The 22984-nt window shown below is 61.3% G+C and carries 15 protein-coding genes and 2 pseudogenes; 13 read left to right on the top strand and 4 right to left on the bottom strand.

Going from position 1 to position 22984, the window contains the following annotated elements; genetic code table 11:
* From PMI29_RS19270 to tpx, 4 genes are all read right to left on the bottom strand, one after another.
* Positions 1–2979, bottom strand: a 2979-nt coding sequence (locus PMI29_RS19270) for an efflux RND transporter permease subunit (RefSeq protein WP_007996500.1), incomplete at its 3' end; no start/stop codon positions are given.
* A 148-nt stretch (positions 2980–3127) separates the two neighbouring features.
* Positions 3128–6223: an MdtB/MuxB family multidrug efflux RND transporter permease subunit gene (locus PMI29_RS19275; RefSeq protein WP_007996499.1), complete on the bottom strand. Its 3096-nt coding sequence runs from the start codon at positions 6221–6223 to the stop codon at positions 3128–3130.
* Positions 6220–7536 (bottom strand): MdtA/MuxA family multidrug efflux RND transporter periplasmic adaptor subunit, encoded by a 1317-nt coding sequence (locus PMI29_RS19280; protein WP_007996497.1) that lies wholly within the window; start codon positions 7534–7536, stop codon positions 6220–6222. Before PMI29_RS19280 ends, PMI29_RS19275 begins: the two co-directional genes overlap by 4 nt.
* Positions 7537–7845: 309 nt before the next feature.
* Positions 7846–8346, bottom strand: coding sequence for a thiol peroxidase (gene tpx / locus PMI29_RS19285; protein WP_007996495.1), 501 nt, complete (start codon positions 8344–8346; stop codon positions 7846–7848).
* A 423-nt stretch (positions 8347–8769) separates the two neighbouring features.
* Between tpx and PMI29_RS19290 the strand changes: the two genes are divergently transcribed.
* The 13 genes and pseudogenes from PMI29_RS19290 (at position 8770) to PMI29_RS19345 (ending at position 22928) form a co-directional block, all read left to right on the top strand.
* Positions 8770–9195 (top strand): YciI family protein, encoded by a 426-nt coding sequence (locus tag PMI29_RS19290; protein WP_007996493.1) that lies wholly within the window; start codon positions 8770–8772, stop codon positions 9193–9195.
* A 361-nt stretch (positions 9196–9556) separates the two neighbouring features.
* A pseudogene (locus tag PMI29_RS32540) lies at positions 9557–9865 on the top strand (DUF1214 domain-containing protein); the annotation flags it as partial.
* A gap of 3 nt (positions 9866–9868) precedes the next feature.
* Positions 9869–10090 (top strand): annotated as a pseudogene (locus tag PMI29_RS32535) (DUF1214 domain-containing protein); the annotation flags it as partial.
* Positions 10091–10102: 12 nt separating this feature from the next.
* On the top strand, positions 10103–11050 hold the full coding sequence (locus PMI29_RS19300) for a SphA family protein (protein ID WP_007996491.1): 948 nt from the start codon (positions 10103–10105) through the stop codon (positions 11048–11050).
* Between the two features lie 8 nt (positions 11051–11058).
* Positions 11059–12039, top strand: coding sequence for an AAA family ATPase (locus PMI29_RS19305; protein ID WP_007996490.1), 981 nt, complete (start codon positions 11059–11061; stop codon positions 12037–12039).
* A complete protein-coding gene (locus PMI29_RS19310; protein WP_007996489.1) occupies positions 12036–12971 on the top strand; it encodes a DUF58 domain-containing protein in 936 nt (311 codons plus the stop codon). Before PMI29_RS19305 ends, PMI29_RS19310 begins: the two co-directional genes overlap by 4 nt.
* Complete coding sequence (locus PMI29_RS19315) at positions 12968–13561, top strand: DUF4381 domain-containing protein (RefSeq protein WP_007996488.1); 594 nt, start codon at positions 12968–12970, stop codon at positions 13559–13561. Before PMI29_RS19310 ends, PMI29_RS19315 begins: the two co-directional genes overlap by 4 nt.
* Complete coding sequence (locus PMI29_RS19320) at positions 13548–14540, top strand: vWA domain-containing protein (RefSeq protein ID WP_007996487.1); 993 nt, start codon at positions 13548–13550, stop codon at positions 14538–14540. Before PMI29_RS19315 ends, PMI29_RS19320 begins: the two co-directional genes overlap by 14 nt.
* 1 nt (position 14541) lies before the next feature.
* Positions 14542–16122 (top strand): VWA domain-containing protein, encoded by a 1581-nt coding sequence (locus PMI29_RS19325; RefSeq protein WP_007996486.1) that lies wholly within the window; start codon positions 14542–14544, stop codon positions 16120–16122.
* A complete protein-coding gene (locus tag PMI29_RS19330) occupies positions 16119–17546 on the top strand; it encodes a BatD family protein (protein ID WP_007996485.1) in 1428 nt (475 codons plus the stop codon). The genes PMI29_RS19325 and PMI29_RS19330 overlap by 4 nt, the downstream gene beginning before the upstream one ends.
* The gene (locus PMI29_RS19335; protein WP_007996484.1) at positions 17543–18571 is read left to right on the top strand and encodes an HAD family hydrolase; all 1029 of its coding nucleotides are present in this window, start codon (positions 17543–17545) and stop codon (positions 18569–18571) included. Before PMI29_RS19330 ends, PMI29_RS19335 begins: the two co-directional genes overlap by 4 nt.
* Positions 18572–18643: 72 nt before the next feature.
* Positions 18644–20224, top strand: a complete 1581-nt coding sequence (locus PMI29_RS19340; RefSeq protein WP_007996483.1) for an arylsulfatase — start codon at positions 18644–18646, stop codon at positions 20222–20224.
* 190 nt (positions 20225–20414) lie between these two features.
* Complete coding sequence (locus tag PMI29_RS19345; protein WP_007996482.1) at positions 20415–22928, top strand: fused MFS/spermidine synthase; 2514 nt, start codon at positions 20415–20417, stop codon at positions 22926–22928.
* Positions 22929–22984 lie beyond the last annotated feature (56 nt).

The raw sequence follows: 22984 nt of genomic DNA, 5'->3' as shown, positions 1-22984 counted from the left end.
CCCGCCGATGATGGTCAGGCCCAGCGGCTGGCGCATTTCCGCCCCTTCGGCGCGGCTCAGCAGCAACGGCAAGGCACCGAGGATCGCGGCCAGGGTGGTCATCAGAATAGGTCGCAAACGTTGCAGGCAGGCGCTGCGAATCGACTCCAGCGGTGCCATGCCCTGGTGTCGTTCAAGCTGCAACGCCAGGTCGATCATCAGAATGGCGTTTTTCTTCACCACGCCGATCAGCAGAAACAGCCCCAGCAACGAAATCAGGCTGAACTCGCCGCCCAGCGCATAGATCGACAGCAACGCGCCGACCCCGGCCGACGGCAACGTCGACAGGATAGTCAGCGGATGAATGTAGCTTTCGTACAGCACCCCCAGCACCAGATACACCGCCACCAAAGCGCCGAGAATCATGAACGGCTGGCTTTTTTGCGTGGCGGCAAAGGCATCGGCGGTGCCGGCCATCTTCACGATCACGTCTTCCGGCAAGCCCACCTTGGCAATCGCCCGCTCGATGGCGGCCGTGCCCTGCTCCACCGTCACGCCTTCGGCCATGTCGAAGGAAATGCTTTCCGACGCGAACTGGCCCTCGTGGCTGACCCGGTCGTTTTCCAGGCTGTTTTCGTAATGTGCAAAGGTCGACAGCGGAATCCGCGCGCCGTCAGCGGTGATCACCTGGACCTGCTTGAGGGTAATCGGGTCCTGGGCGTACTTCGGGTTGACCTCCATCACCACCTGATACTGGTTGAGGCTGTCGTAGATGGTCGAAATCTGCCGCTGACTGTAGGCGTTGTTCAGCACTGCCGTGACCATGTCCATGTCGACACCCAGGCGCTTGGCCTGGTCGCGGTCGACAATCAGGGTCACTTGCCGGGCACCCCGGCCTTCCCGCGCGTCAATCGCCGTCAGCTCCGGCAAGGCCCTGAGTGCGGTGACGACTTTCGGATACCACTCGCGCAACGCCCCGAGATCCCCGCTCTGCAGAATGTACGAGTATTGCGAGCTGGTCTGCTCACGGCCGCCACCGAATTGCAGGTCCTGGTCGGCCATGAGCATCAGTTGTGCGCCGGGAACCTTGGGCATTTCCTTGCGCAGACGTTCGATGACTTTCTGCGCGGAAATGTTGCGTTCCTTGATCGGCTTCAGGCGCACCAGCATGAAGGCGTTGTTGGTACCGTTGTTGCCGCCAATGAAGCCGGCGACGCTTTCTACCGCCTCGTCCTTCAACACCGCACGGCGGAAAATCTCCATCTTCGGCTGCATGACGCTGAAGGACAGGCCATCGTCGCCGCGCACGAAACCGATCAGCTGTCCGGTATCCTGTTGCGGCATAAATGTTTTAGGAACAATGACATACAGCGCAATGTTGACACCGATTGTCACGAACAGACTGAGCAACGTCAGGCGTTTGTGACGCAACACCCAGTCGAGGCTGGTGGCGTATTTGCCGACCATCCAGTCGTTGGTCCGCTGGCTCCAGCGTTGCAGGCGGTTCTCCTGCCCCGGCGTGTGCGGCTTGAGCCAGCGGGCGCAGAGCATCGGCGTCAGGGTCAACGACACCACCAGCGACACCACGATGGCGGCCGCCAGGGTGATGGAAAACTCGCGGAACAGGCTTTCAATAATCCCGCCCATGAACAGGATCGACAGGAACACCGCCACCAGCGACACGTTCATCGACAGCAAGGTAAAGCCGACTTCCTGGGCACCGAGGTACGCGGCCTTCATTGGCCGCACGCCTTCGTCGATGTGCCGGGAAATGTTCTCCAGCACCACGATGGCATCGTCCACCACCAGCCCGGTGGCCAGGATCAATGCCATCAGCGACAGGTTGTTCAGCGAAAAACCGTAGAGGTACATCACGGCAAAGGTGCCGACCAGCGACACCGGCACCGCCAGGGTCGGGATCAGCGAGGCGCGGAAGTTACCGAGGAACAGGAACACCACCAGAATCACCAGGGCCACGGCTATCAGCAGGGTCATTTCCGCTTCGTGCAGCGTCGCCTTGATCACCGGCGAGCGGTCCATGGCCAGGTTCAGCTTGACGCTGGCCGGCAGCACCGCCTGCAACGCCGGCAACTGGGCCTTGATCTCGTTGACCGTCTCGATGATGTTGGCGCCGGCTTGCCGATTGATCACCAGCAATACCGCTGCGTCATCGTTGAAGAAACCACTGTTGTAGCGGTCCTCGACGCCATCGCTGACCTTCGCCACATCCTTCAGGCGCAGGGCCGCGCCGCCGTTGTAGTGGATGATCAGCGACTCGTAGTCCTTGGCTTTTTCCAGCTGGTCGTTGGCCTGGACCTGCCACAGCCGTTGATCGTCTTCCACCGAACCCTTGGGCCGGCGCACGTTGGCATTGGCGATGGTGTTGCGCACATCGTCCAGGGCCACGCCGTACTGGTTCAGCGACTGCGGTTCGAGTTCGATACGCACCGCTGGCAGGGAACTGCCGCCGATCTGCACCTCACCGACGCCCTGCACCTGGGACAGGCTCTGGGACAGAATCGTCGAGGCCAGGTCATAGAGCTGGCCTTTTTCCAGCACATCGGACGTCAGCGACAGCACCATGATCGGCGCCTGGGACGGGTTGACCTTCTTGTAGGTCGGCATGCTGCGCATCCCGCTGGGTAGCAGGTTGCGCGAGGCGTTGATGGCCGCCTGCACTTCCCGCGCCGCGCCGTTGATGTCGCGGTCCAGGTCGAATTGCAGGATCACCCGGGTCGAGCCCTGGCTGGAGCGGCTGCTCATGGTGTTGACCCCGGCAATGGCGCCGAAGGAGCGCTCCAGCGGCGTGGCCACGGTCGACGCCATGACCTCGGGGCTGGCGCCGGGCAGGCTGGCCTGCACCACGATCACAGGAAAGTCCATTTGCGGCAGCGGCGACACGGGCAGCAAACCGAAGCTCACGCCGCCCAGCAGCATGATCGCCAGGCTCAGCAACATGGTCGCGACCGGGCGCTTGATGAAAGGTCCCGAGAGATTCATCGATGACTGCTCCCGGCACCAACCCGCGAGCCCTGCTGCCCCCCTGTAGGAGCGAGCCTGCTCGCGATAGCGGTGTATCGGCCAGCAATGATGTTGAACGAACGGGCCTCATCGCGAGCAGGCTCGCTCCCACAGGTTATGCAGGCCGTCATACCGCCGTCTCCTGAGCGCCGGTCTTGCCAAAGCGTCGACCGAGACGATCGAAATACAGGTAAATCACCGGCGTAGTGAACAGCGTCAGAATCTGGCTCAGCAACAGGCCGCCGACCATTACCAGACCCAGCGGCTGGCGCAGTTCCGCGCCGGAACCGGTGGCCAGCATCAACGGCACGGCACCGAAGAGCGCGGCCAGGGTGGTCATCAGGATCGGCCGGAAACGCAGCAAGGCGGCCTGATAGATCGCCGTTTGCGGGTCCATGCCCTGATTGCGCTCGGCGTCCAGGGCGAAGTCGATCATCATGATCGCGTTCTTCTTCACGATGCCGATCAGCAGGATGATGCCGATGATCGCAATCATGCCCAGGTCGTTGCCGCTGAGGATCAACGCCAGCAAGGCGCCCACCGCCGCCGAAGGCAAGGTCGAAAGAATGGTGATCGGGTGGATATAGCTCTCGTAGAGCACGCCCAGCACGATGTACATGGTCACCACCGCCGCCAGAATCAGCAGCAAGGTACTCGACAGCGAGGCCTGGAAAGCCTCCGCCGCGCCCTGGAACTGGGTTTGCACGCCAATCGGCATGCCGATGTCCTTCTGCACCTGCTCGATGATCTGCACCGCATGCCCCAACGCCACACCGGGCGCGAGGTTGAAGGACATCATCACCGCCGGGAACTGGCCGATGTGGGTGATCGCCAGTTGCGCCTGGCGTTCCTCGATATGCGCCAGGCTGGACAGGCGTACCTGACCGCCGTCGGTGGTCTTGACGTGAATCTGGTTCAGCGCATCCGGGCCGATCTTCTCGCCGGACTGCGATTGCAGCACCACGCGGTACTGGCTCGCCTGGGTGTAGATCGTGGAAATCTGCCGCTGACCAAAGGCGTCGTATAACGCATCGGTGATGTTCGACACCGACACACCGACCCGCGACGCCGCATCGCGGTCGATCACCAGATAAACCTGCAGACCCTTGTCCTGCAGATCGCTGGCAACGTCGGTCAATTCCGGCCGTTCGGCCAATGCTTCGACCAGACGCTTGCTCCACAGGCTCAGCAACTCCGAGTCCGGCGACGACATACTGAACTGGTACTGCGTACGGCTGACCCGGTCCTCAATGGTCAGGTCCTGCACAGGCTGCATGAACAGACGGATGCCGACCAGTTTGTCCAGCTCCGGTTGCAGGCGGGCAATCACTTGCGTTGCGCTCAGGTCGCGGTCGTGGTGCGACTTGAGGTTGATCAGCAACCGACCGCTGTTGAGGGTCGAGTTGTCGCCATCCACGCCAATATAGGAGGACAGGCTCTCGACGGCCGGGTCGGCCAGAATGACCTTGGCCAGCTCCTGTTGGCGCGCGCTCATGGCGGCGAAGGAAATCGACTGTGGCGCTTCGGAAATGCCCTGGATAACGCCGGTGTCCTGCACCGGGAAGAAGCCCTTGGGCACCATCATGTAAAGGAAAACCGTCAGCGCCAAGGTGCCAATGGCCACCATCAAGGTCAGCGGCTGATGTTTGAGCACCCACTGCAACTTGCGCCCGTAGGCGGCGATCATCCAGTCGATGAACGCACCGCTGGCGCGGTAGAAACGGCCCTGCTCTGCTTCCCTGGGTTCACGCTTGAGCAACCGCGCGCACATCATCGGTGTCAGGGTCAGGGAAACGACCAGGGAAATCAGGATCGCCACCGCCAGGGTGATGGCGAACTCGCGAAACAAGCGCCCGACCACGTCCGCCATGAACAGCAGCGGGATCAGCACGGCGATCAGCGACAAGGTCAGGGATATCAAGGTGAAGCCGATCTGCTTGGCGCCCTTGAGCGCCGCGTTCAGCGGGCTGTCGCCTTCCTCGATGAATCGGGAAATGTTCTCCAGCATGACGATCGCGTCGTCCACCACGAAACCGGTGGCGATGGTCAGGGCCATCAGGGTCAGGTTGTTGACCGAGAATCCGGCCAGGTACATCACGCCGAACGTGCCGATCAGCGACAGCGGCACGGCCACCGACGGAATGATCGTGGCGCTGGCGCGACGCAGGAACAGGAAGGTGACCATGACCACCAGGGCGATGGCGATCAGCAGTTCGTGCTGTACGTCCTTGACCGAGGCGCGGATGGTCTGGGTGCGGTCGGTCAGCACCACCACGTCGAGGCCGGCCGGCAGGTTGTCGGTGATGCTCGGCAACAGGGCCTTGATCCGGTCTACTACCTCGATCACGTTGGCACCGGGCTGACGCTGGATGTTCAGCAGTACCGCCTGATTCTCATTGGCCCATGCCGCCAGGCGTTCATTCTCGGCACCGTCGACGATTTCTGCCACGTCCTTGAGCCGCAGCGGCGCGCCATTGGCATAGGCCAGGATCAGGTTGGCGTAGTCCTTGGGCGAGGTCAGTTGATCGTTTGCATCGAGCATCGAGACCCGGGTCGGGCCGTCGAAGTTGCCCTTGGGCTGGTTGACGTTGGAGGCACCGATCAGCGTGCGCACGTCCGACAGGTTCAAGCCGTTGGCCGCCAAAGCCTCTGGGTTGACCTTGATCCGCACGGCCTGACGCTGGCCGCCGGCAATGCTGACCATGCCGACGCCGCTGATCTGGGCGATTTTCTGCGCCATGCGCGTATCGACCAGATCGTTGAGTTTGGGCAGCAACATGGTCTTGGAGGTGATGGCCAGGGTCAGCACCGGCGTGTCGGCCGGGTTGACCTTGTTGTACACCGGCGGCGCCGGCAAGTCCTTGGGCAGCAAGTTGGTCGCGGCGTTGATCGCCGCCTGCACTTGTTGCTCGGCCACATCCATGTTGATGTCGAGACTGAAACGCAGGGTCAGCACCGACGCACCGCCGGAACTGGTGGAGGCCATTTGCGTCAGGCCGGGCATTTGCCCGAACTGCCGCTCGAGCGGCGCAGTCACCGCGCTGGTCATGACATCCGGGCTGGCGCCGGGGTACAGGGTCATGACGCGAATGGTCGGGTAATCGACCTGGGGCAATGCCGACACCGGCAACAACCGATAGGCGATCACGCCGGCCAGGATAATGGCCAGCATGCTCAGCGTGGTGGCTACCGGGCGAAGGATGAACAGCCGCGAGAGATTCATGCGCCGCCCTTTTTCGCCTTGTCAGTGGTCGCAGGCTCTGCCGCGTTGGCCGCCGACTTGCCTTGCAAATGTTCGGTCGGCGTGGCCGGCACGTCCTGGCTGTCGTTGACCACTTCCACGTCACTGCCGTCCTTCAGGCGGTCGGTGCCCTCCAGTACGACCCGCTCGCCCACCGTCAGGCCTTCGGTGACCACGGTGTTCAGGCCGTCACTGGCGCCGACTTTCAACTGACGGATCTTGACCTTCTTGTCACCGTCCAGGGCATAGACGAACGTGCCATTAGTGCCGAACTGGATTGCGGCGGAAGGCGCGAGTACGACGTCCTTGAGTGTGTCGGCCAGCAGGCGCACGTTGACGAACTGGTTGGGGAACAGCGACTGATCGCTGTTCTCATAACGGGCCTTGAACTTGAGGGTGCCGGTGGTGACGTCGATCTGGTTGTCCAGGCTCTGCAATACGCCAGTGGCCTGCAATTTGGTATCACCCCGATCCCATGCTTCAGCCGGCAATTTGGCCCCACTGCGATAACGGGCGAGCACGGTGTCGAGACTGTTTTCCGGCAGGGTGAAGGCCACGCTGATCGGTTGGGTCTGGGTGATGATCGCCAATGCTGTGGTGTCGTTGGCGGCTACCAGGTTGCCGACGTCCAGTTGGCGCAGGCCGACGCGACCGGTGATTGGTGCGCGGATCCTGGTGAATTCGAGATTGAGCCTGGCATCGTTGACGGCGGCCTGATTGGTCTTGACCGTGCCCTGGAATTGACCGACCAGCGCTTCGGCGGTGTCCAGGGTCTGTTTGGCAATACTGTCTTCCTTGTAGAGGCCGCGATAACGCTCGACATCGACCTGAGCGTTCTTCAACTGCGCCTGATTCTGCAGCAAGGTGCCTTCGGCCTGAAGCAAGGCATTCTGGTAAGGGCGCGGGTCGATTTCGGCCAGCAGGTCACCGGCCTTGACCATCTGCCCTTCTTCGAAATAGATCTTGACCAGCTCACCGCCGACGCGGCTGCGGACATTGATGGTGTTCAGCGCCGTGACCGTGCCCAGCGCCTTGAAATACAGCGGGAAGTCTCCCTTGACTGCAGGAGCCACTCGCACCGGTACCGGCCCGGACGCGCCACCGAATCCAGGGCGCATCCCGCCTGACCTGCCGGTATGCCCGGCGACGGCTTTTTGCCCCGCAGCCTCCTTGGGTGCAGCGCTGCCAGGCCAGAATTTCCAGCACAGGGCAGCGATGACCAACAGGACAAGCAGGCCGAACAGCCAGCGACGAGGACTACGGGAAGCGGAGGATTGCATTGAGTGATCAACCATTGGGCGCGTGGGCTTCTTTTACATGAGGCTGAACGATAAGCACTGGCGGGTTTTAAGCAAAGCGCCTTTACCGGCAATTTACTTTCGGCTTACAGAACAGGAGTTTTCTGTAAGACACTGAAGCACAAATGAAAACGGCCTGGACAGAGGGTAATGCCGCTCAGCGCAGGAGCGAGCTTGCTCGCGATGGTCGTTAACGACAACGCATGTCTACTGACTAAACGCAGCGTTCTCGAGTCCATCGCGAGCAAGCTCGCTCCTACAACAGCATTATTGACAGCGGGGGTGTTAACAATTGTAAAGACGTACTTACTTCAGAACAGCAAGTGCCGCTTCGTAGTTCGGCTCGTCAGCGATTTCGCCAACCAGCTCGCTGTGCAACACATTGTCGTTTTCGTCCAGGACCACGACGGCACGAGCGGTCAGGCCTTTGAGCGGGCCGTCAGCGATGGCCACGCCGTAGTTCTGGATGAACTCGGCGCCGCGCAGGGTCGACAGGTTCTGTACGTTTTCCAGGCCTTCGGCGCCGCAGAAGCGGGCCTGGGCGAATGGCAGGTCAGCGGAGATGCACAGCACGACAGTGTTGTCGACGCTGCCGGCCTTGGCGTTGAACTGGCGCACCGAGGTGGCGCAGGTCGGGGTGTCGATACTTGGGAAGATGTTCAGTACTTTGCGCTTGCCGGCAAAGTCTTTCAGGGTGACGTCGGACAGATTGCCCGCAACCAGGGAAAAGGCTGGCGCCTTGGAACCGGCTTGTGGCAGTTGGCCGTTGACTTGAACCGGGTTGCCTTTAAGAGTGACTTGAGCCATGAACGGAGTCCTTCTGACGTTGGTGTGGAGAATTTTGACGAGGCCGAAGTTAACCACGAAATTGTCCGACGACCTATGGCCAAACATAAATTGTCATGTATCAGCGCACAAAACTGGATACAACCCACAAATCTGTGGTGGTGGGCTTGCTCCGGGCGGCGATCCGACGAAAGCGCAATGTCATTCAACATCGCTGGTGACGGATCTGACGCCATCGCGAGCAAGCTCGCTCCCACAGAGTTCGTGTGTTATCCGAACAAGTCGGCAAAAGTACAGAGTACGCCCTCACCCGCCGCCACCCGATGTTCATGACGAAAGGCACGGGACACGTCATCGACGAAAACTTTCGTTAACACTCTGTCGAATTGCTCCACCGTCGTTCGACTATAAATCGAGTCACTCAACTGCAACGGAGACGACACCATGCGATTCATGATCATCATCAAAGCCAGCCAGGAATCCGAAGCCGGCGTCATGCCCAGCCAAGAGCTGCTGACGGCCATGGGCAACTACAACGAAGAACTGGTCAAGGCCGGCATCATGCTCGCGGGCGAAGGCCTGCACCCGAGCAGCAAAGGCGCTCGTGTAAAGTTTTCAGGAGACAAACGCACGGTGATCGACGGCCCCTTCATCGAAACCAAGGAACTGATTGCCGGTTTCTGGTTATGGAAAGTGAAGTCCAGGGAAGAAGCCCTCGAATGGGTCAAGCGCTGTCCCAACCCGATGCCGGGCACCGAGGCCGAAATCGAGATTCGCCAGGTGTTTGAGGCTGAGGACTTTGGAGCCGAGTTCACGCCAGAACTGCGCGAGCAGGAAGAGCGGGTTTGGGAGCAGGCGAAGAAAAACTGACTGACTCAACCCTTTCCTCAGTTTCCTGTGGGAGCGGGCTTGCTCGCGAAGAGGCCGTCTGATCCAGCAACGATGTCGACTGGTACTCCGCTTTCGCGAGCAAGCCCGCTCCCACATTGACTAGACAGCCACTCAACTTTACCGGATAAGCAATTGATTTGTATCAATTTTTTAGCACGCAAAAAAAATAACCAGAACCTGCACAAAAAACCAAAGAATGAATCCGTTCTACTGGATAACCCGTGGTTAGCTGCTAACGTCATCTGACGAGTCCTACAGGCTTGATCTGAAAGGGATTACGCGGTTACGGCCAAACATAACGGCCGTATGCCCAATCAGCCACCAGGGATCCGGGGGAATGATGTCTAAGAAACTGGGGAAGCACGCCCCTGTCTGGGTGACTTCGCTCACGCCTGTTTTTTGTGCTCACGCGGATAACGCCGAGACGGCCAACAAAAGTAACAACCCGCTGAACCTGGCGTCTGGCGTCAACTTTCAGGATTACTACACACCCAAGCTGTTCGATTCCAACGTTCGCACCAACGATGTCTTGTTGCGTGGTGCGCTGCCGATGGCTGCGAATGACTTTATCGGCGTCCCGCAACTACTGCGTGCCACCCTCCCCGTCATCAGCACCCGTCCTGATCCGCATAACGGCTACAGCACCGGCACCTTGATCAATTCGCGGATGTTGCCCGACCTCAAGCTCGATGCCGATGGCGGCTTGACCCTTTACGTGCAGCACAAGACACCGGCCAAAGAGTTGCAAAGCAACTGGCTGCCGGCACCGAATGGTCCGTTTTACGGCGTTCTGCGCCTGTATCTGCCAAGACCGGAAGTCACCAGTGGCCAGTGGAAACTGCCGCTGCTGACTCCGGCGACCTCACAACAATAAGCGGAGTCATTCATGATCAGGCCTTTCGTAGTGCGCCCCTTGTTGGCGCTGTGCATGGTCAGCAGCAGTCCATTGGTACTGGCGGCCGAGGGTGGCGTCGGCCGCCCCATCACCGGGCAACAAGTGTTTTCCAACGCCGGGATCGTGCCCCCGGGGCCGGGTTGGGTCATGTCCCTGACCAGCATCTGGTACGACGGTGAACTCAAGGGCAACGCCCAGGTGCCGATCGTGGGTGCCCTGAGTACCGGGCTGGACATGAAAGTGTCCTACACCATGGCCAACTTCACCCATGTCTGGGACACCGGCAAGGGTCGCTGGAATTACGCCTCGGCCATCGGTGTGCCGGTGCAGTACACCGACATCACTGCGAACATCACCGGCCCTCGCGGCAGAACCCTGGGCACCTCGGACAGCGGCACCCAGTTTGCCGACATGCTGGTGACACCGATTGCCGCCGGCTACCACTTCGACGAATTCAACCACCTCTCGTTCTCGCTGCCGATCTACGTGCCGACCGGTGCCTACAACGACGATCGCCTGGCCAACCCCGGACAGAACAATTACACCTTCATGCCCACCGTCGCGTTCACCCATCTGGACGGCAAGGGCGGTGAATTCACGCTGTCGAGTGGCCTGGAGTTCTACACCGAGAACGACTCCACCGACTATCGCAACGGCAACATCTACACCCTCGATGCACTGTGGACCCACGGCTTTGGCAACGGATGGAACGCCGGTATCGCAGCCGGATACATCCAGCAGGTCACCGATGACTCCGGTTCCGGCGCCAACAGCGGCTTCCGTGGTCGTTCCGTGGGTGCCGGCCCGGTGGTGGGCTGGAGCGGCAAGTTCGCCGACGCCCAGGCCAACATCAGTGCCCGCTGGGTGCCGGAATTCGACACCAAGAACCGGCCTGAGGGCAATGGTTTCAGCGTCAACCTGACCCTGGCGTTTTTCTAGGAGATCGCATGAGCACACTCAACGACATCAACGCTCTGCAAGCCAGCATCGCCGAAGCCGTACTCGGCCAGGATCAGGTGATCCGGCAAGTGCTGGTCGGTTTGCTGGCCAACGGGCATCTGCTGCTCGAAAGCTTGCCCGGCCTGGCCAAGACCCGCACGGTGAAAGCATTGGCCAAACACCTGGATGCGAAAATGAGCCGCATCCAGTTCACCCCGGACTTGCTGCCGTCGGACATTACCGGGGCCGAGGTGCTGCATCAGGTCGAGGGTAAACACGAGATCCGCTTTCAGCCGGGGCCGTTGTTCGGCAACCTGATCCTGGCCGACGAAATCAACCGTGCCCCGGCCAAGGTCCAGGCCGCGCTGCTCGAGGCCATGGAAGAACGTCAGATCACCGTGGCCGGCAACAGCCATGCCCTGCCGGAACTGTTCATCGTGGTGGCGACCCAGAATCCGATCGAACAGGAAGGCACGTATCCGCTGCCGGAAGCGCAGATGGACCGTTTCCTGATGAAGGTGCTACTCGATTATCCGAGCACGGAAAACGAAAGCCAGGTACTACGGCTGTTGCGTGAGGAAGAACAGGCACTCGGCGCCAAAACAGCCGCCGTGCAGGGTTTTGCCCTCGCACAGGAGGTAATTTTCGCGGCGCGCCGGGAAGTCAGCGCCGTGCATGTGTCCCCGGCCATCGACCGTTACCTCATCGACCTGATCAACGCCACGCGCCATCCGGCCGACTACGACGCCGACCTTGGACGCTGGATCAGCATCGGCGTCAGCCCCCGCGGTGGTATCGGCCTGGACCGCTGTGCCCGGGCCGACGCGTGGTTGCAGGGCCAGGATTTCGTTTCGCCGGACAACGTGCGCGCCGTGGCGCACCCGGTGCTGCGCCATCGCCTGCAACTGAGTTACGACGCGGTGGCCGACGGTGTGACTGCCGATCAGGTACTCGACCGTCTACTCGACAAAGTGGCGATTGCGGCGTGAACACCGATGGATTGGTCTATGTCTCTCTGGCGCAGTTGATGGCCCTGGAGTTCAAGGCCCGCGACCTGAGTTTTCTGGCGCGCCAGCCCCAGGGCAGCATCCTGGCCGGCAATCACGCTTCACGCTTGCGTGGCCGCGGCTTGAACTTTGACGAACTGCGCCGTTATCAGCCGGGAGACGATTTGCGTCACCTCGATTGGCGGGCATCACTGCGCACAGGCAAACCGGTGGTGCGCACGTTCACCGAAGAGCGTGACCGTCCGGCGCTGATCCTGGTGGACCAGCGCATGTCGATGTTCTTCGGTTCGCAACGCAGCTTCAAATCCACCGTCGCAGCCGAACTCGGCGCCCTGGCGGCGTGGATGGTGTTCAACGCCGGCGACCGCGTCGGTGGACTGGTATTCAACGACCGGCGCATCGACAGCATTGCCCCGCTGCGCAGCCGCAAACGGATCGAAGCGCTGTGCAGCCGCATTGCCCGACAGAACCAGGAACTCAATGCGGCCAACCCGGATGCGGAAGGCGACGACCAGCTCGACAAGGTCCTGCAGCATTGCCTGGCCGTAGCCGGTCACGACCACTTGATCTGCATCGTCAGCGATTTTGCCGGAGCCGGTGAACGCACCTTGCGGCTGATGCGGCAACTGGCGGCCCACAACGATGTGATTGCCATGCAGGTCTATGACCCATTGGCGCTGAACCTGCCGAAAAACGGTCGCGTGCTGATCACCCAAGGACAGTTGCAGGTGGAACTGGCGGTGGAACGACATCAGGTGCATCAGCCACTCGGTGATTTTCTCAGCGGCCGGCTCAAGGACGTCGCTACCTTGCTGCGCCGCAGCCGGGTGCCGTTGATGATGTTCAGCACCGCCACAGAGGCCCGGGAACAACTGCGCGCCGAACTGGGCAAGCTCGCCGGGGGGCGCCGATGAACCCCACCGTCCCGAGCATCGACCAACTCAAGGAAATGACACTGCCAACGCCGGTCAGTTTTGCGCCGCAGACGTGGGGTTGGTGGGCGTTGCTGGCGCTGCTGATCGTCGCGCTGCTGGTGACAGGCGTGCGGCGATACTGGCAATGGCGGCGTGATCGCTATCGGCGCGAGGCGCTGGCACGATTGGCGGAATTGCAGCAGCGCAGTAATGACCTGAATGCATTGCGCGAACTTCCGGAGCTGCTCAAGCGCACAGCCCTCTCGATGCCCTCTGACTGGAATACAAAACCTGTGGGAGCGAGCTCGCTCGCGATAGCGTCAGGTCAGTCGACACCACCTTTGAATTTAATGGCCTCATCGCGAGCAAGCTCGCTCCCACAAGGTTCTCCAGCGGCGTTGGGGAAAGAGGACTGGCAGGCGTTTTTGCAGCGGCACTGTAAACAGCCGTTGCCCACCGACTTCAGCCAACAACTGGCGCTGCTGGCCTACGCGCCTGACGCCGTATTGCGGGCCATGCCCAATGAACAGCGCCAGCAGCTATTCAGCACCTGCAAAACCTGGGTGGAGCGTCATCATGTGGCAGCTTGATTACCCATGGCTGCTGATCCTGTTGCCGTTGCCGTGGTTCGGTTATCGCTACCTGCCCGACTACCGCGAAGCGCGCAGTGCGGTGCGCGTTCCGTTTTTCGGTGCCATGAGCCGCGCCGTCGGCCAGGCACCGAGCCGGGCTGGCACCCGCAGCAATCGCTGGCAATTGCTCCTGAACCTGCTGGTCTGGACGCTGTTGCTGGTGGCGGCGAGTCGGCCGGTGCTCGTGGAAAAACCCATCGAACGCCAGCAGCCGGTGCGTGACCTGATGCTGGCCATCGACATTTCCCAGTCGATGGAAACCACCGACTTCACCGACACCAACGGCCAGAACATCAATCGCCTGGCAGCGGTCAAGGAAGTGATGCACGGGTTCATCGACAAACGTAAAGACGATCGAATCGGACTGATCGTGTTCGGCACTGGTGCTTATCCGCAGGCGCCGTTGACCCTGGATCACGCCAGCCTGTCACTGCTGCTGGACGACATAGGCGTCGGCATGGCCGGCCCCAACACGGCCATCGGCGATGCCATCGGGCTGAGCCTGAAACTGCTGGATCAGGCCCACGAGCGGGAAAAGGTGCTGATTCTGCTCACTGACGGCAACGACACCAGCAGCGCCATCACCCCGGACCACGCAGCATCCATGGCCGCCGCCAAAGGCGTGGTGATTCACACCATCGGCATTGGCGACCCGAATGCCGAAGGCGAAGCCAAGGTCAACCTGCAAGGCTTGCAAGACATTGCCGAAGTCACTGGCGGACACTTCTTCCGCGCCGAAGACCGCAATGCCCTCGATCAGGTCTACAGCACCCTCGACAAACTCACCCCGCATCAAGTGAAAACCCTCAGCCATCAGCCCAAACGCGATCTGTTCTGGTGGCCGCTGGGCGCTGCCATTGCCCTGCTCGCGACTTATCACTTGGGCGCCCTGCTGCTTCCACGCCTGATACTCGCGCGTCAACGGCAGGAGGCCTGAGATGGACATCAACCTCAGCGACGTCCATTTCCTGCGCCCCCTGTGGCTGTTGCTCGCGGTATTCGGTGGGCTGCTGCCATTGCTGTGGCGGCGCAACCGGGATCTGCAACGGCGCTTGCGCAGCAACATCGCCGCGCACCTGCTGCCGCATCTGCTGATCACCCCACAAGACCGGCAACGCCTGCGTCCGGTGCACCTGGTGTGTGCGCTGCTGGTACTCGGCGCCATTGCCGCCGCCGGGCCGACCTGGGAGCGGGATCGGCCAGATTTTCTGGAGAACCGTGCGCCACTGATCATCGCCGTCGACCTGTCGCCGTCCATGGACGCCAGCGATGTTCCACCGAGTCGCCTGGAAGCGGCCAAGCACAAGCTCCACGACTTGATCCAGCGCCGCGCCGGGTCGCGCAGCGCCTTGATTGCCTACGCCGGCAGCGCGCATCTGGTATTGCCCGCCACCGACGATGCGGCGCTGCTCGATACGTTCATTCAGGCCCTGAGCACCGACCTGATCAGCAAGCCGGGGAAAAATGTCGGCGCGGTCATCGATCAGGCCAAGCGCCTGCTCGCCGCCGAGAAAACCCCCGGCACCCTGCTGCTGATCACCGATGGCGCCGACACATCGGCACTGGCCGGGCTGGATAAACAGCTGACTGGCAGTGCGCTGCAAGTGCTGATTCTGGCGGCTGGCAGCACCGACGGCGGGATCATTCGCGATGCCGCTGGCCGGCCGCGCACCGACAGCAACGGTCGCCCGCAACTCGGCAGTTTCGATCAGGACGCCCTCAAGCAGCTTGCAGCAACGATGGATGCCCCGCTGGGCAGCCTGACCCTCAACGATGACGACCTGGACTGGGTCGAACTGCACGCCCGGCAGCACTTCCAGTCTGCCAGTGACGAACAGCGTGAATTGCACTGGAAAGACGCAGGTTACTGGCTGTGTTGGCCGCTGCTGTTGATCGCCTTTTTCAGCGTACGCAAGGGCTGGAGCTTGAACTGGATGGCTGGGTTGTTGCTGGCGGCAGGCTTGGGCTTGCAACCGGTGCCGGCGCAGGCCAATGCGCTGACGGATGCCTTTTTCACCCGCGACCAGCAAGGTCGCTGGGCCTTCGAGCATCAGCACTTCCCTGAGGCGGCGGCCTTGTTTGTCGATCCGTACTGGAAAGGCGTTGCCGCCTACCAGGCGGCGGATTTCGACCTGGCGCTGGCCAGTTTCGCGCGCCTCGACACACCGCAGGCCTATTTCTATCTGGGCAACACCTACGTGCGGCGCTTCAAGTTCGATCAGGCCATCGCGGCCTATAACCAGGCGCTGAAGTTGCAACCGCAGTTTCCGGAAGCCACGGCCAACCTGGCGCTGGCCATTGCCTTGCAGAAGGACACCGAAAGCGCCGGGAAAAACACCCCGCAGGTCAAACCCGACGAAATCAAGATGGACAAGGCACCGGGCAAGGGCCAGAGCAAACCGGTGCAGACCCAACAGGCCGCCTCGGATGAACAGTGGCTGCAGAACCTGACCACATCGCCGGCGAAGTTTCTCAAGCAGAAGTTCAGCTTGCAGGATCAGGCGGGGGCTAGACCATGACCTGTCTTGAAAATCGCGTCTTGGCCATCGCGAGCAGGCTCGCTCCCACATTTGATCCGCGTGCACCACAAATCCCCTGTGGGAGCGAGCTTGCTCGCGATGGCGTCCGATCAATCACCACAACAATTGGCACCTTACTTCTATGCCTGATCAGCCTCGGAGCTTGGGGCGAAGAACCGCAATTGAAAGTCCAGGCAACCCTGCAACCCGCCGACCCTGTCATGGTCGGCAGCCTGGTCGAGCTGCAACTCGATGTCTTCACCGATTCCTGGTTCACCAGCGCCCCCACCCTGCCCGACCTGAAACTGCCCGGTGCACTGGTGATGCCACCGGACGGCCACGCCGAACACCTGAACCAGACAATCGACGGCAAAGCCTTCAGCGGCATGCGCTACAGCTACCTGATCACGCCGAATCTGGCCCAGGATTTCGACATTCCGGCACTGACAGTCCGCGCCACCCCGGGTCAGGCGACCAGCGCGCTGAGTGCCCAGAGCCAGCCATTGCACTTCAGCGCGACGCAACCGCCGGGGTTCGAGCCTGGAGAACCGGTGCTGGTGGCCCAAGGACTGCGGTTCACGCAAAAGACCTTCAATTCGGCGACCCCGCTGAAAGTCGGTGACAGCATCACCCGAGAACTGACGTTGCAGGCCGACGGTGCCCTGGCCATGTCATTGCCGACACCGACGCCGGACCAGATCAAGGGGCTGAGCCTCTACCCGCAAGCGCCGCAAATCCGCAATCTGGACGACGGTCGGGGCAACTTCAATGGCGGTCAGCGCATCGACACCGTGACCTATCGAATCGACACCGAAGGCCACTACACCCTGCCGGCCGTCGAACTGACATGGTGGGACTCGACCGGCCGTCAAACCCGCACCGCGCAAGTACCTGCCATTGCATTCGACGCGAAGGCCAATGGCGTCTACAAGCCGATATTTTCAATCACCGAGGACCTGAAGAAACTCGGCCGGGAAAACCGTCTGCACCTTTCCGGGCACTGGTTCGAAGGGTTGGTGTCAGTGCTTGGCGTGGTGGCACTCGGCTGGTTCACCCGCCCGCTCGTACAGCGCGCGTACCTCAACTGGCAAGCCCGACGCCGCACCCGACTTGCCGCCTGGCTGGAGTCGGCCGACTACGCCTGGCAGCAGATTCCGGCACAAATCGAGGGCAAACCTGCGCAACTCAGCGCCCTGTACCTGTGGACCCGACGCACTCGCCAGGGTCTGAAACTGACGCAACTCGGCCCGCGCCTGCAAACGTTCCTGCGCGCCTGTTATGGCCGTGAACCGGCCAAAGACCAGGCGCTGCGCCAAATCAGGGAATCCTTGTCTACGCTGCATAGTCAGGCCGAGCTCAACAGGGAATCTGTCGCATCTGCACTGCATCCACTCAACCCCGTTCACGAGAAGGATTTCCCATGACAAACCCGATGTCGCTGCGCCATCACCACGGGTTTAGATTTTTACTGACCTTGGTCTTGAGCCTGCCGCTGCTGGTTCAGGCAGCCGAGCCACTACCGTCGTGGAATGACGGCCCGTCAAAAAAGAACATCATCGAGTTCGTCCAGGCCGTGACCGATCAAGGCAGCAAGGACTTCGTAAAACCCGAGGACCGCATTGCCGTGTTCGACAACGACGGCACCTTGTGGAGCGAGCAGCCGATGTACTTCGAGCTGCTGTTCGCCCTCGACGAAGTCAAACGCACAGCGCCGCAGCACCCGGAGTGGAAAACCACTCAACCGTTCAAGGCCGTGCTGGAGAACGATCACAAGGCACTGGCCGCCGCTGGCATGGACGGCATCCTGAAGATTTTTGCTGCCACCCATACCGGTATGACCACCGCAGCCTTCGACGACTACGCCAAGACCTGGCTGAGCCAGGCCCGGCATCCGAAAACCGGCAAGCCGTACACCGAGATGATCTTCCAGCCCATGCTGGAAATGCTCGACTACCTGCGCAGCCAGGACTTCAAGACCTACATTGTTTCCGGCGGCGATACCGGGTTCATGCGCGCCTTCGCCGAAAAGGTCTACGGCATTCCACCAGAACAGGTCATCGGCACCACCTTCGTCACGGCCTTTCAGTACAAGGATGGCGAGGCGTCGATCCTGCGCACACCGAAACTGGCGCACAACGACGACGGCCCGGGCAAACCGGAAAGCATCGACGCGGTGATCGGGCGCCGGCCGATCCTCGCGTTCGGCAACTCCGATGGCGACCTGCAGATGCTCCAGTGGACCGCCACCGGTCCCGGTAAACGTTTCATGGGGTTGGTGCATCACACCGACGCCAAACGTGAATGGGCCTACGATCGGCAATCTCAGATCGGCCGTCTGGACAAGGCCCTGGACGAAGCAAACTCCCGTGGCTGGACCGTCGTTGACATGGCGTCCGAATGGCGTCGGATCTATCCATTCGATGCCGCCACACCTGAGCAAGTGCAATAAAAAGACGTAATGCAGGACCGCAAAAACGTTTGTCGCAGCACGCGACACCAGTGAGCATAAGGAGCCAGTCAGATGACTCGCATACGTAAGTGGATACCGAAACTCGCCTTTGTGGCAGCGTCGGTCATGGCGATCTCGGCAACTGCCGGGGCCGCTGAAAAGCCCAATATTCTCGTGATCTTCGGCGACGATATCGGCCAGACCAACATCAGCGCCTACTCCATGGGCGTGGTCGGCTACAAGACTCCGAACATCGACCGCATCGCCAAGGAAGGCATGATGTTCACCGACTACTACGCGGAGAACAGCTGCACTGCAGGACGGTCGTCCTTCATCACTGGGCAGACGCCACTGCGTACAGGTTTGTCGAAAGTCGGCATCCCGGGCGCGCCGGTGGGCCTGCAAAAGCGTGATATCACCATCGCCCAGGCCCTCAAGTCCCAGGGTTACGTCACCGGCCAATTCGGCAAAAACCACTTGGGTGACAAGGATGAATACCTGCCGACCAATCACGGTTTCGACGAGTTTTTCGGCAACCTGTATCACCTCAACGCCGAAGAAGAGCCTGAGCGCCCTTACTGGCCGAAAGACGATGCCGCATTCGTCAAAGCCAACACCCCGCGCGGTGTGATCCACAGCTTCGCTGACGGCAAGATCGAAGACACTGGTGCCCTGACCGCCAAGCGCATGGAAACCATCGACGACGAGACCACCGCCGCAGCGCAAGCGTTCATCGAGAAACAGGCCAAGGCGGACAAACCGTTCTTCGTCTGGATGAATACCACACGCATGCACTTGTTCACTCACGTACGCGATTCGATGAAGGGCCAGAGCGGCATGCCCGGCAACGATTACGCGGACGGCATGCTCGAGCATGACGGCGACGTCGGCAAACTGTTGAAAACCCTCGACGACCTGAAAATCACCGACAACACCATCGTCGTCTACACCACCGACAACGGCCCGAACCAGTTCTCCTGGCCGGATGCAGCGACCACGCCTTTCCGTAACGAGAAGAACTCCAATTGGGAAGGTGCCTACCGGGTTCCGGCGATGATCCGCTGGCCAGGCAAGATCAAGCCGGGTGAAGTGTCCAACGAGATGTTCTCGGGCATGGACTGGTTCCCGACCCTGCTCGCGGCGGCGGGCGATGCCGAGGTGAAAAGCAAGCTGCTCAAAGGCTGGGCACCGACCTCTGGCGGGACCAACTTCAAGGTGCACCTGGATGGCTACAACCAATTGCCTTACCTGACCGGCCAACAACCCAAGAGTGAACGCAAGGAGTTCTACTACTTCAACGACGACGGCGTGCTGGTATCGATGCGCTTCGATAACTGGAAAGCCGTGTTCTGCGAGCAACGCGCACCCGGTGGTTTCAAGGTCTGGAGCGAACCATTCGTATGCTTGCGCGTACCGAAAATCTTCAACCTGCGAATGGACCCGTATGAACGTGCCGACGTGGTTTCCGATCAGTATTACGATTGGGCCACCAAGAACGTTTACCTGGCGGCTGTAGCCGTTGGCAAGTCGGCGGCGTTCCTTGAAACCTTCATCGAGTATCCACCAAGCCAGAAACCGGCCAGCTTCAGCATCGACCAGATCCGTGCTGCGGTAGACGCCAAAATTGCTGAAAAAATGAAAGCTGCACAGTAAGACCGTCAGACCACCGCTCGCCTTCATTGGCGAGCGGTACTGTTTCCGACTTGGGACCGTATTGGCCCCAATCGCGGGCAAGCCCGCTCCCACAGGGATTTTGTCGTACCGAAGATCCAGTGTGGGGCCGTATTGCCCGCGATGAGGCCCGCACAGTCGCAGTTTTCTTGAATTGGAAAGGCAATCCGCAATGACCTCACGTGTCGCCAGCAAGTCGTCGGCCATACCTGCGCCCCATGTCTCTGCCCCGGCGGTGTTGATTCCCGCCCTGCTGCTGTTTGTCTCCGGTGCCGCGGCGCTGGTGTATCAGGTGCTGTGGATCAAGCAGCTGTCGTTGGTGGTAGGCGTCGAGGTCTATGCCATCACCACCGGAATCAGCGCGTTCTTTGCCGGATTGGCCTTGGGCGGATTGCTGTTCGGCCGCTGGGCGGACCGGATGCAGCAACCGGTTGTGCTGTACGCCGGGCTGGAAGTGCTGGTGGCGGTGCTGGGTGTTGGCGCGACTTTCGCCATGAGCCTGGCGGCCAGCCCGTTTGCCTGGCTGGAAGAACACATCGGCCTGCTGGCCTGGGTGTTGCCGTTTGCGCTGGTGGGCATTCCCGCGCTGTTGATGGGCGGCACCCTGCCGGTGCTGGTTCGCTCCCTGGCCTCTGCCCCGCAACACCTGGGCAAGGCCGGCGGGCAGCTTTATGCGGCGAACACCGCCGGGGCCATCGCCGGCACCCTGCTCGCTGCGTTCGTGCTGATTGCCACCCTCGGCGTGCGCGGCAGCGCGCTGGCCGCCGCGATGTTGAACCTGCTGGCCGCCGCGGGGGCTTTGTGGTTCCAGCGTCAGCGCGTGGCGCCCGGCGATGCCCCGGTGAAACATCACACCGACAAAAAAACCGATCGCCTGGCCTTGTGGCTGTACGCCATTGCCGGTGGCGTGGCCCTGGGCTACGAGGTCGTGTGGTCGCAATCGATCGTGCAGTTCATGAGCACCCGTACCTACGCCTTTGCCGTGGTGCTGGCGACTTACCTCACCGGGTTGTTCCTGGGCAGCATGCTGCTGGCCCGTCGGGTCGATCGCCTGCGCGATCCCTGGGGTGTGTTCGGCTTGTTGATCGCCGGGGCCGGGCTGGTCGCCTTGCTGGAAATCGCCTTGCTGGGGCGCTGGCTGGTGCTCGCCCAGACCCTGGCCGAATCCTGGGTGTTGTCATTGGGCGGCAGCGAACTGGCGGGCATGAGCACGCGGTTTGCGGTGGCCGCCCTGAGCATCGTATTTGTGCCGACCCTGCTGCTGGGCGCGGCTTTTCCGTTGGCCCTGCGCTTGAGCGTCGGCGGTGAACGGGTAGGACGCCATGTCGGTGAAGTCGTCGCGTTCAATACCCTTGGCGGGATTATCGGCGTGATGCTCTGCGGCTTTGTCCTGATACCGATGCTGGGACTGGTGCGGACCCTGGGTCTGTTGGCGATTATCGCCGCCGGTATCGCCTGCTTCGCTGTGCGCAAGGGCCACGGGGTCAAGAAAGGCCGGCGTCAGGCGGTCGTTGCCATCGGCCTGGTGTCGCTGGCGCTCGCGGTGTTTACGCCGGTCAACAAACTCGCCAGCCTGCTGCCGGGTGCGCGCAATGGCACCTTGACGTTCTATGAAGAAGGCCGTGGCGGGACCGTCGCCGTGGTTTCCCAAGGCAGGGGCGAAAGAGCATTCCAGCGTTTGTACATTCAGGGCGTGTCCAACACCGGCGACGCAATGCCATCCCTACGTTACATGCGGATTCAGGCGTTGCTGCCCTTGCTGATCCACAACGGTCAGCCGCGTTCGGCGCTGGTGATCGGATTCGGCACCGGCATTACCGCCGGCGCCCTGACCCGCTTCCCCGGCCTGGAACATCGCGTGGTCGCCGAACTGCTGCCTTCGGTGGTCAGGGCGGCGCCGTTGTTCAAGGGCAATTTCAATGCAGCGGCCAATCCGGGGGTCGATGTCCGTCTGCGCGATGGGCGCCAGGAACTGTTGCGCAACCCGCAGCGCTACGACCTGATCACCCTCGAACCGCCACCGCCCTCCGCTGCCGGCGTGGTCAATCTGTATTCCCGGGACTTCTATCAACTGGCCGCCAGCCGTTTGCAGAAACAAGGCCTGGTCGCCCAATGGCTGCCGCTGCCGACGCAGAACATCGATGACTCGCGCTCATTGGTGCGCAGCTTCCTCGACGTGTTCCCTTACGCGACCCTGTGGACCAGCGAGTTCCACGAGATGCTGCTGGTGGGCTCGATGGAGCCGATTGAACTGGATGCGGCGAAGATCAATGCGCGCTTCCAGCAGGACAGCGTTCGCAGCACCTTGCAGGATGTCGGCATCGGTTCGGCCGCGGCGTTGCTCGCCACCTGGGTGACTGACCGCGCTGGGCTTGAACGCTTCGCTGGCGATGCACAACCGGTGACTGACGATCAGCCGAAGATCGAATACGCGCCGTGGGTACGCTCCGGGGAAATCAGTCGCGTGTTGCCTGCCCTGCTCGACTTGCACCAGCCGCCGGCACTGCTGAACGCCGACACCGGGTTCATCGAGCGCATGAACACCCAGCAGCAACGCCTGATGCAGTTCTATCGGGCGAGCCTGTATGCGTACGACGGTGACCGTGAGGCCTGGGTCAGGGATATTCGCGAGGTAATGCGCGGGGATGCGGGGAATCCGTATTACCGGTGGTTTGTCGGGGAGTGATGCGGTGTCTTGGCGGCCGCCTTCGCGGGCAAGTCGGATCGCCGCACCGCCGCTCC

Source organism: Pseudomonas sp. GM49, assembly GCF_000282355.1.
Classification (GTDB): Bacteria; Pseudomonadota; Gammaproteobacteria; order Pseudomonadales; family Pseudomonadaceae; genus Aquipseudomonas.
Note: the sequence above shows the minus strand (reverse complement) of the source record. Positions and strands in the feature narration are given on the sequence as shown.

Bases quoted from the DNA above. Each gene is read 5' to 3' on its own strand.
- PMI29_RS19345 (WP_007996482.1), top strand. From the start codon at position 20,415: ATGACCTCACGTGTCGCCAGCAAGTCGTCGGCCATACCTGCGCCCCAT.
- PMI29_RS19320 (WP_007996487.1), top strand. From the start codon at position 13,548: ATGTGGCAGCTTGATTACCCATGGCTGCTGATCCTGTTGCCGTTGCCG.
- PMI29_RS19280 (WP_007996497.1), bottom strand. From the start codon at position 7,536: ATGGTTGATCACTCAATGCAATCCTCCGCTTCCCGTAGTCCTCGTCGC.
- PMI29_RS19340 (WP_007996483.1), top strand. From the start codon at position 18,644: ATGACTCGCATACGTAAGTGGATACCGAAACTCGCCTTTGTGGCAGCG.
- tpx (WP_007996495.1), bottom strand. From the start codon at position 8,346: ATGGCTCAAGTCACTCTTAAAGGCAACCCGGTTCAAGTCAACGGCCAA.
- PMI29_RS19330 (WP_007996485.1), top strand. From the start codon at position 16,119: ATGACCTGTCTTGAAAATCGCGTCTTGGCCATCGCGAGCAGGCTCGCT.
- PMI29_RS19275 (WP_007996499.1), bottom strand. From the start codon at position 6,223: ATGAATCTCTCGCGGCTGTTCATCCTTCGCCCGGTAGCCACCACGCTG.
- PMI29_RS19335 (WP_007996484.1), top strand. From the start codon at position 17,543: ATGACAAACCCGATGTCGCTGCGCCATCACCACGGGTTTAGATTTTTA.
- PMI29_RS19300 (WP_007996491.1), top strand. From the start codon at position 10,103: ATGATCAGGCCTTTCGTAGTGCGCCCCTTGTTGGCGCTGTGCATGGTC.
- PMI29_RS19305 (WP_007996490.1), top strand. From the start codon at position 11,059: ATGAGCACACTCAACGACATCAACGCTCTGCAAGCCAGCATCGCCGAA.
- PMI29_RS19315 (WP_007996488.1), top strand. From the start codon at position 12,968: ATGAACCCCACCGTCCCGAGCATCGACCAACTCAAGGAAATGACACTG.
- PMI29_RS19325 (WP_007996486.1), top strand. From the start codon at position 14,542: ATGGACATCAACCTCAGCGACGTCCATTTCCTGCGCCCCCTGTGGCTG.
- PMI29_RS19290 (WP_007996493.1), top strand. From the start codon at position 8,770: ATGCGATTCATGATCATCATCAAAGCCAGCCAGGAATCCGAAGCCGGC.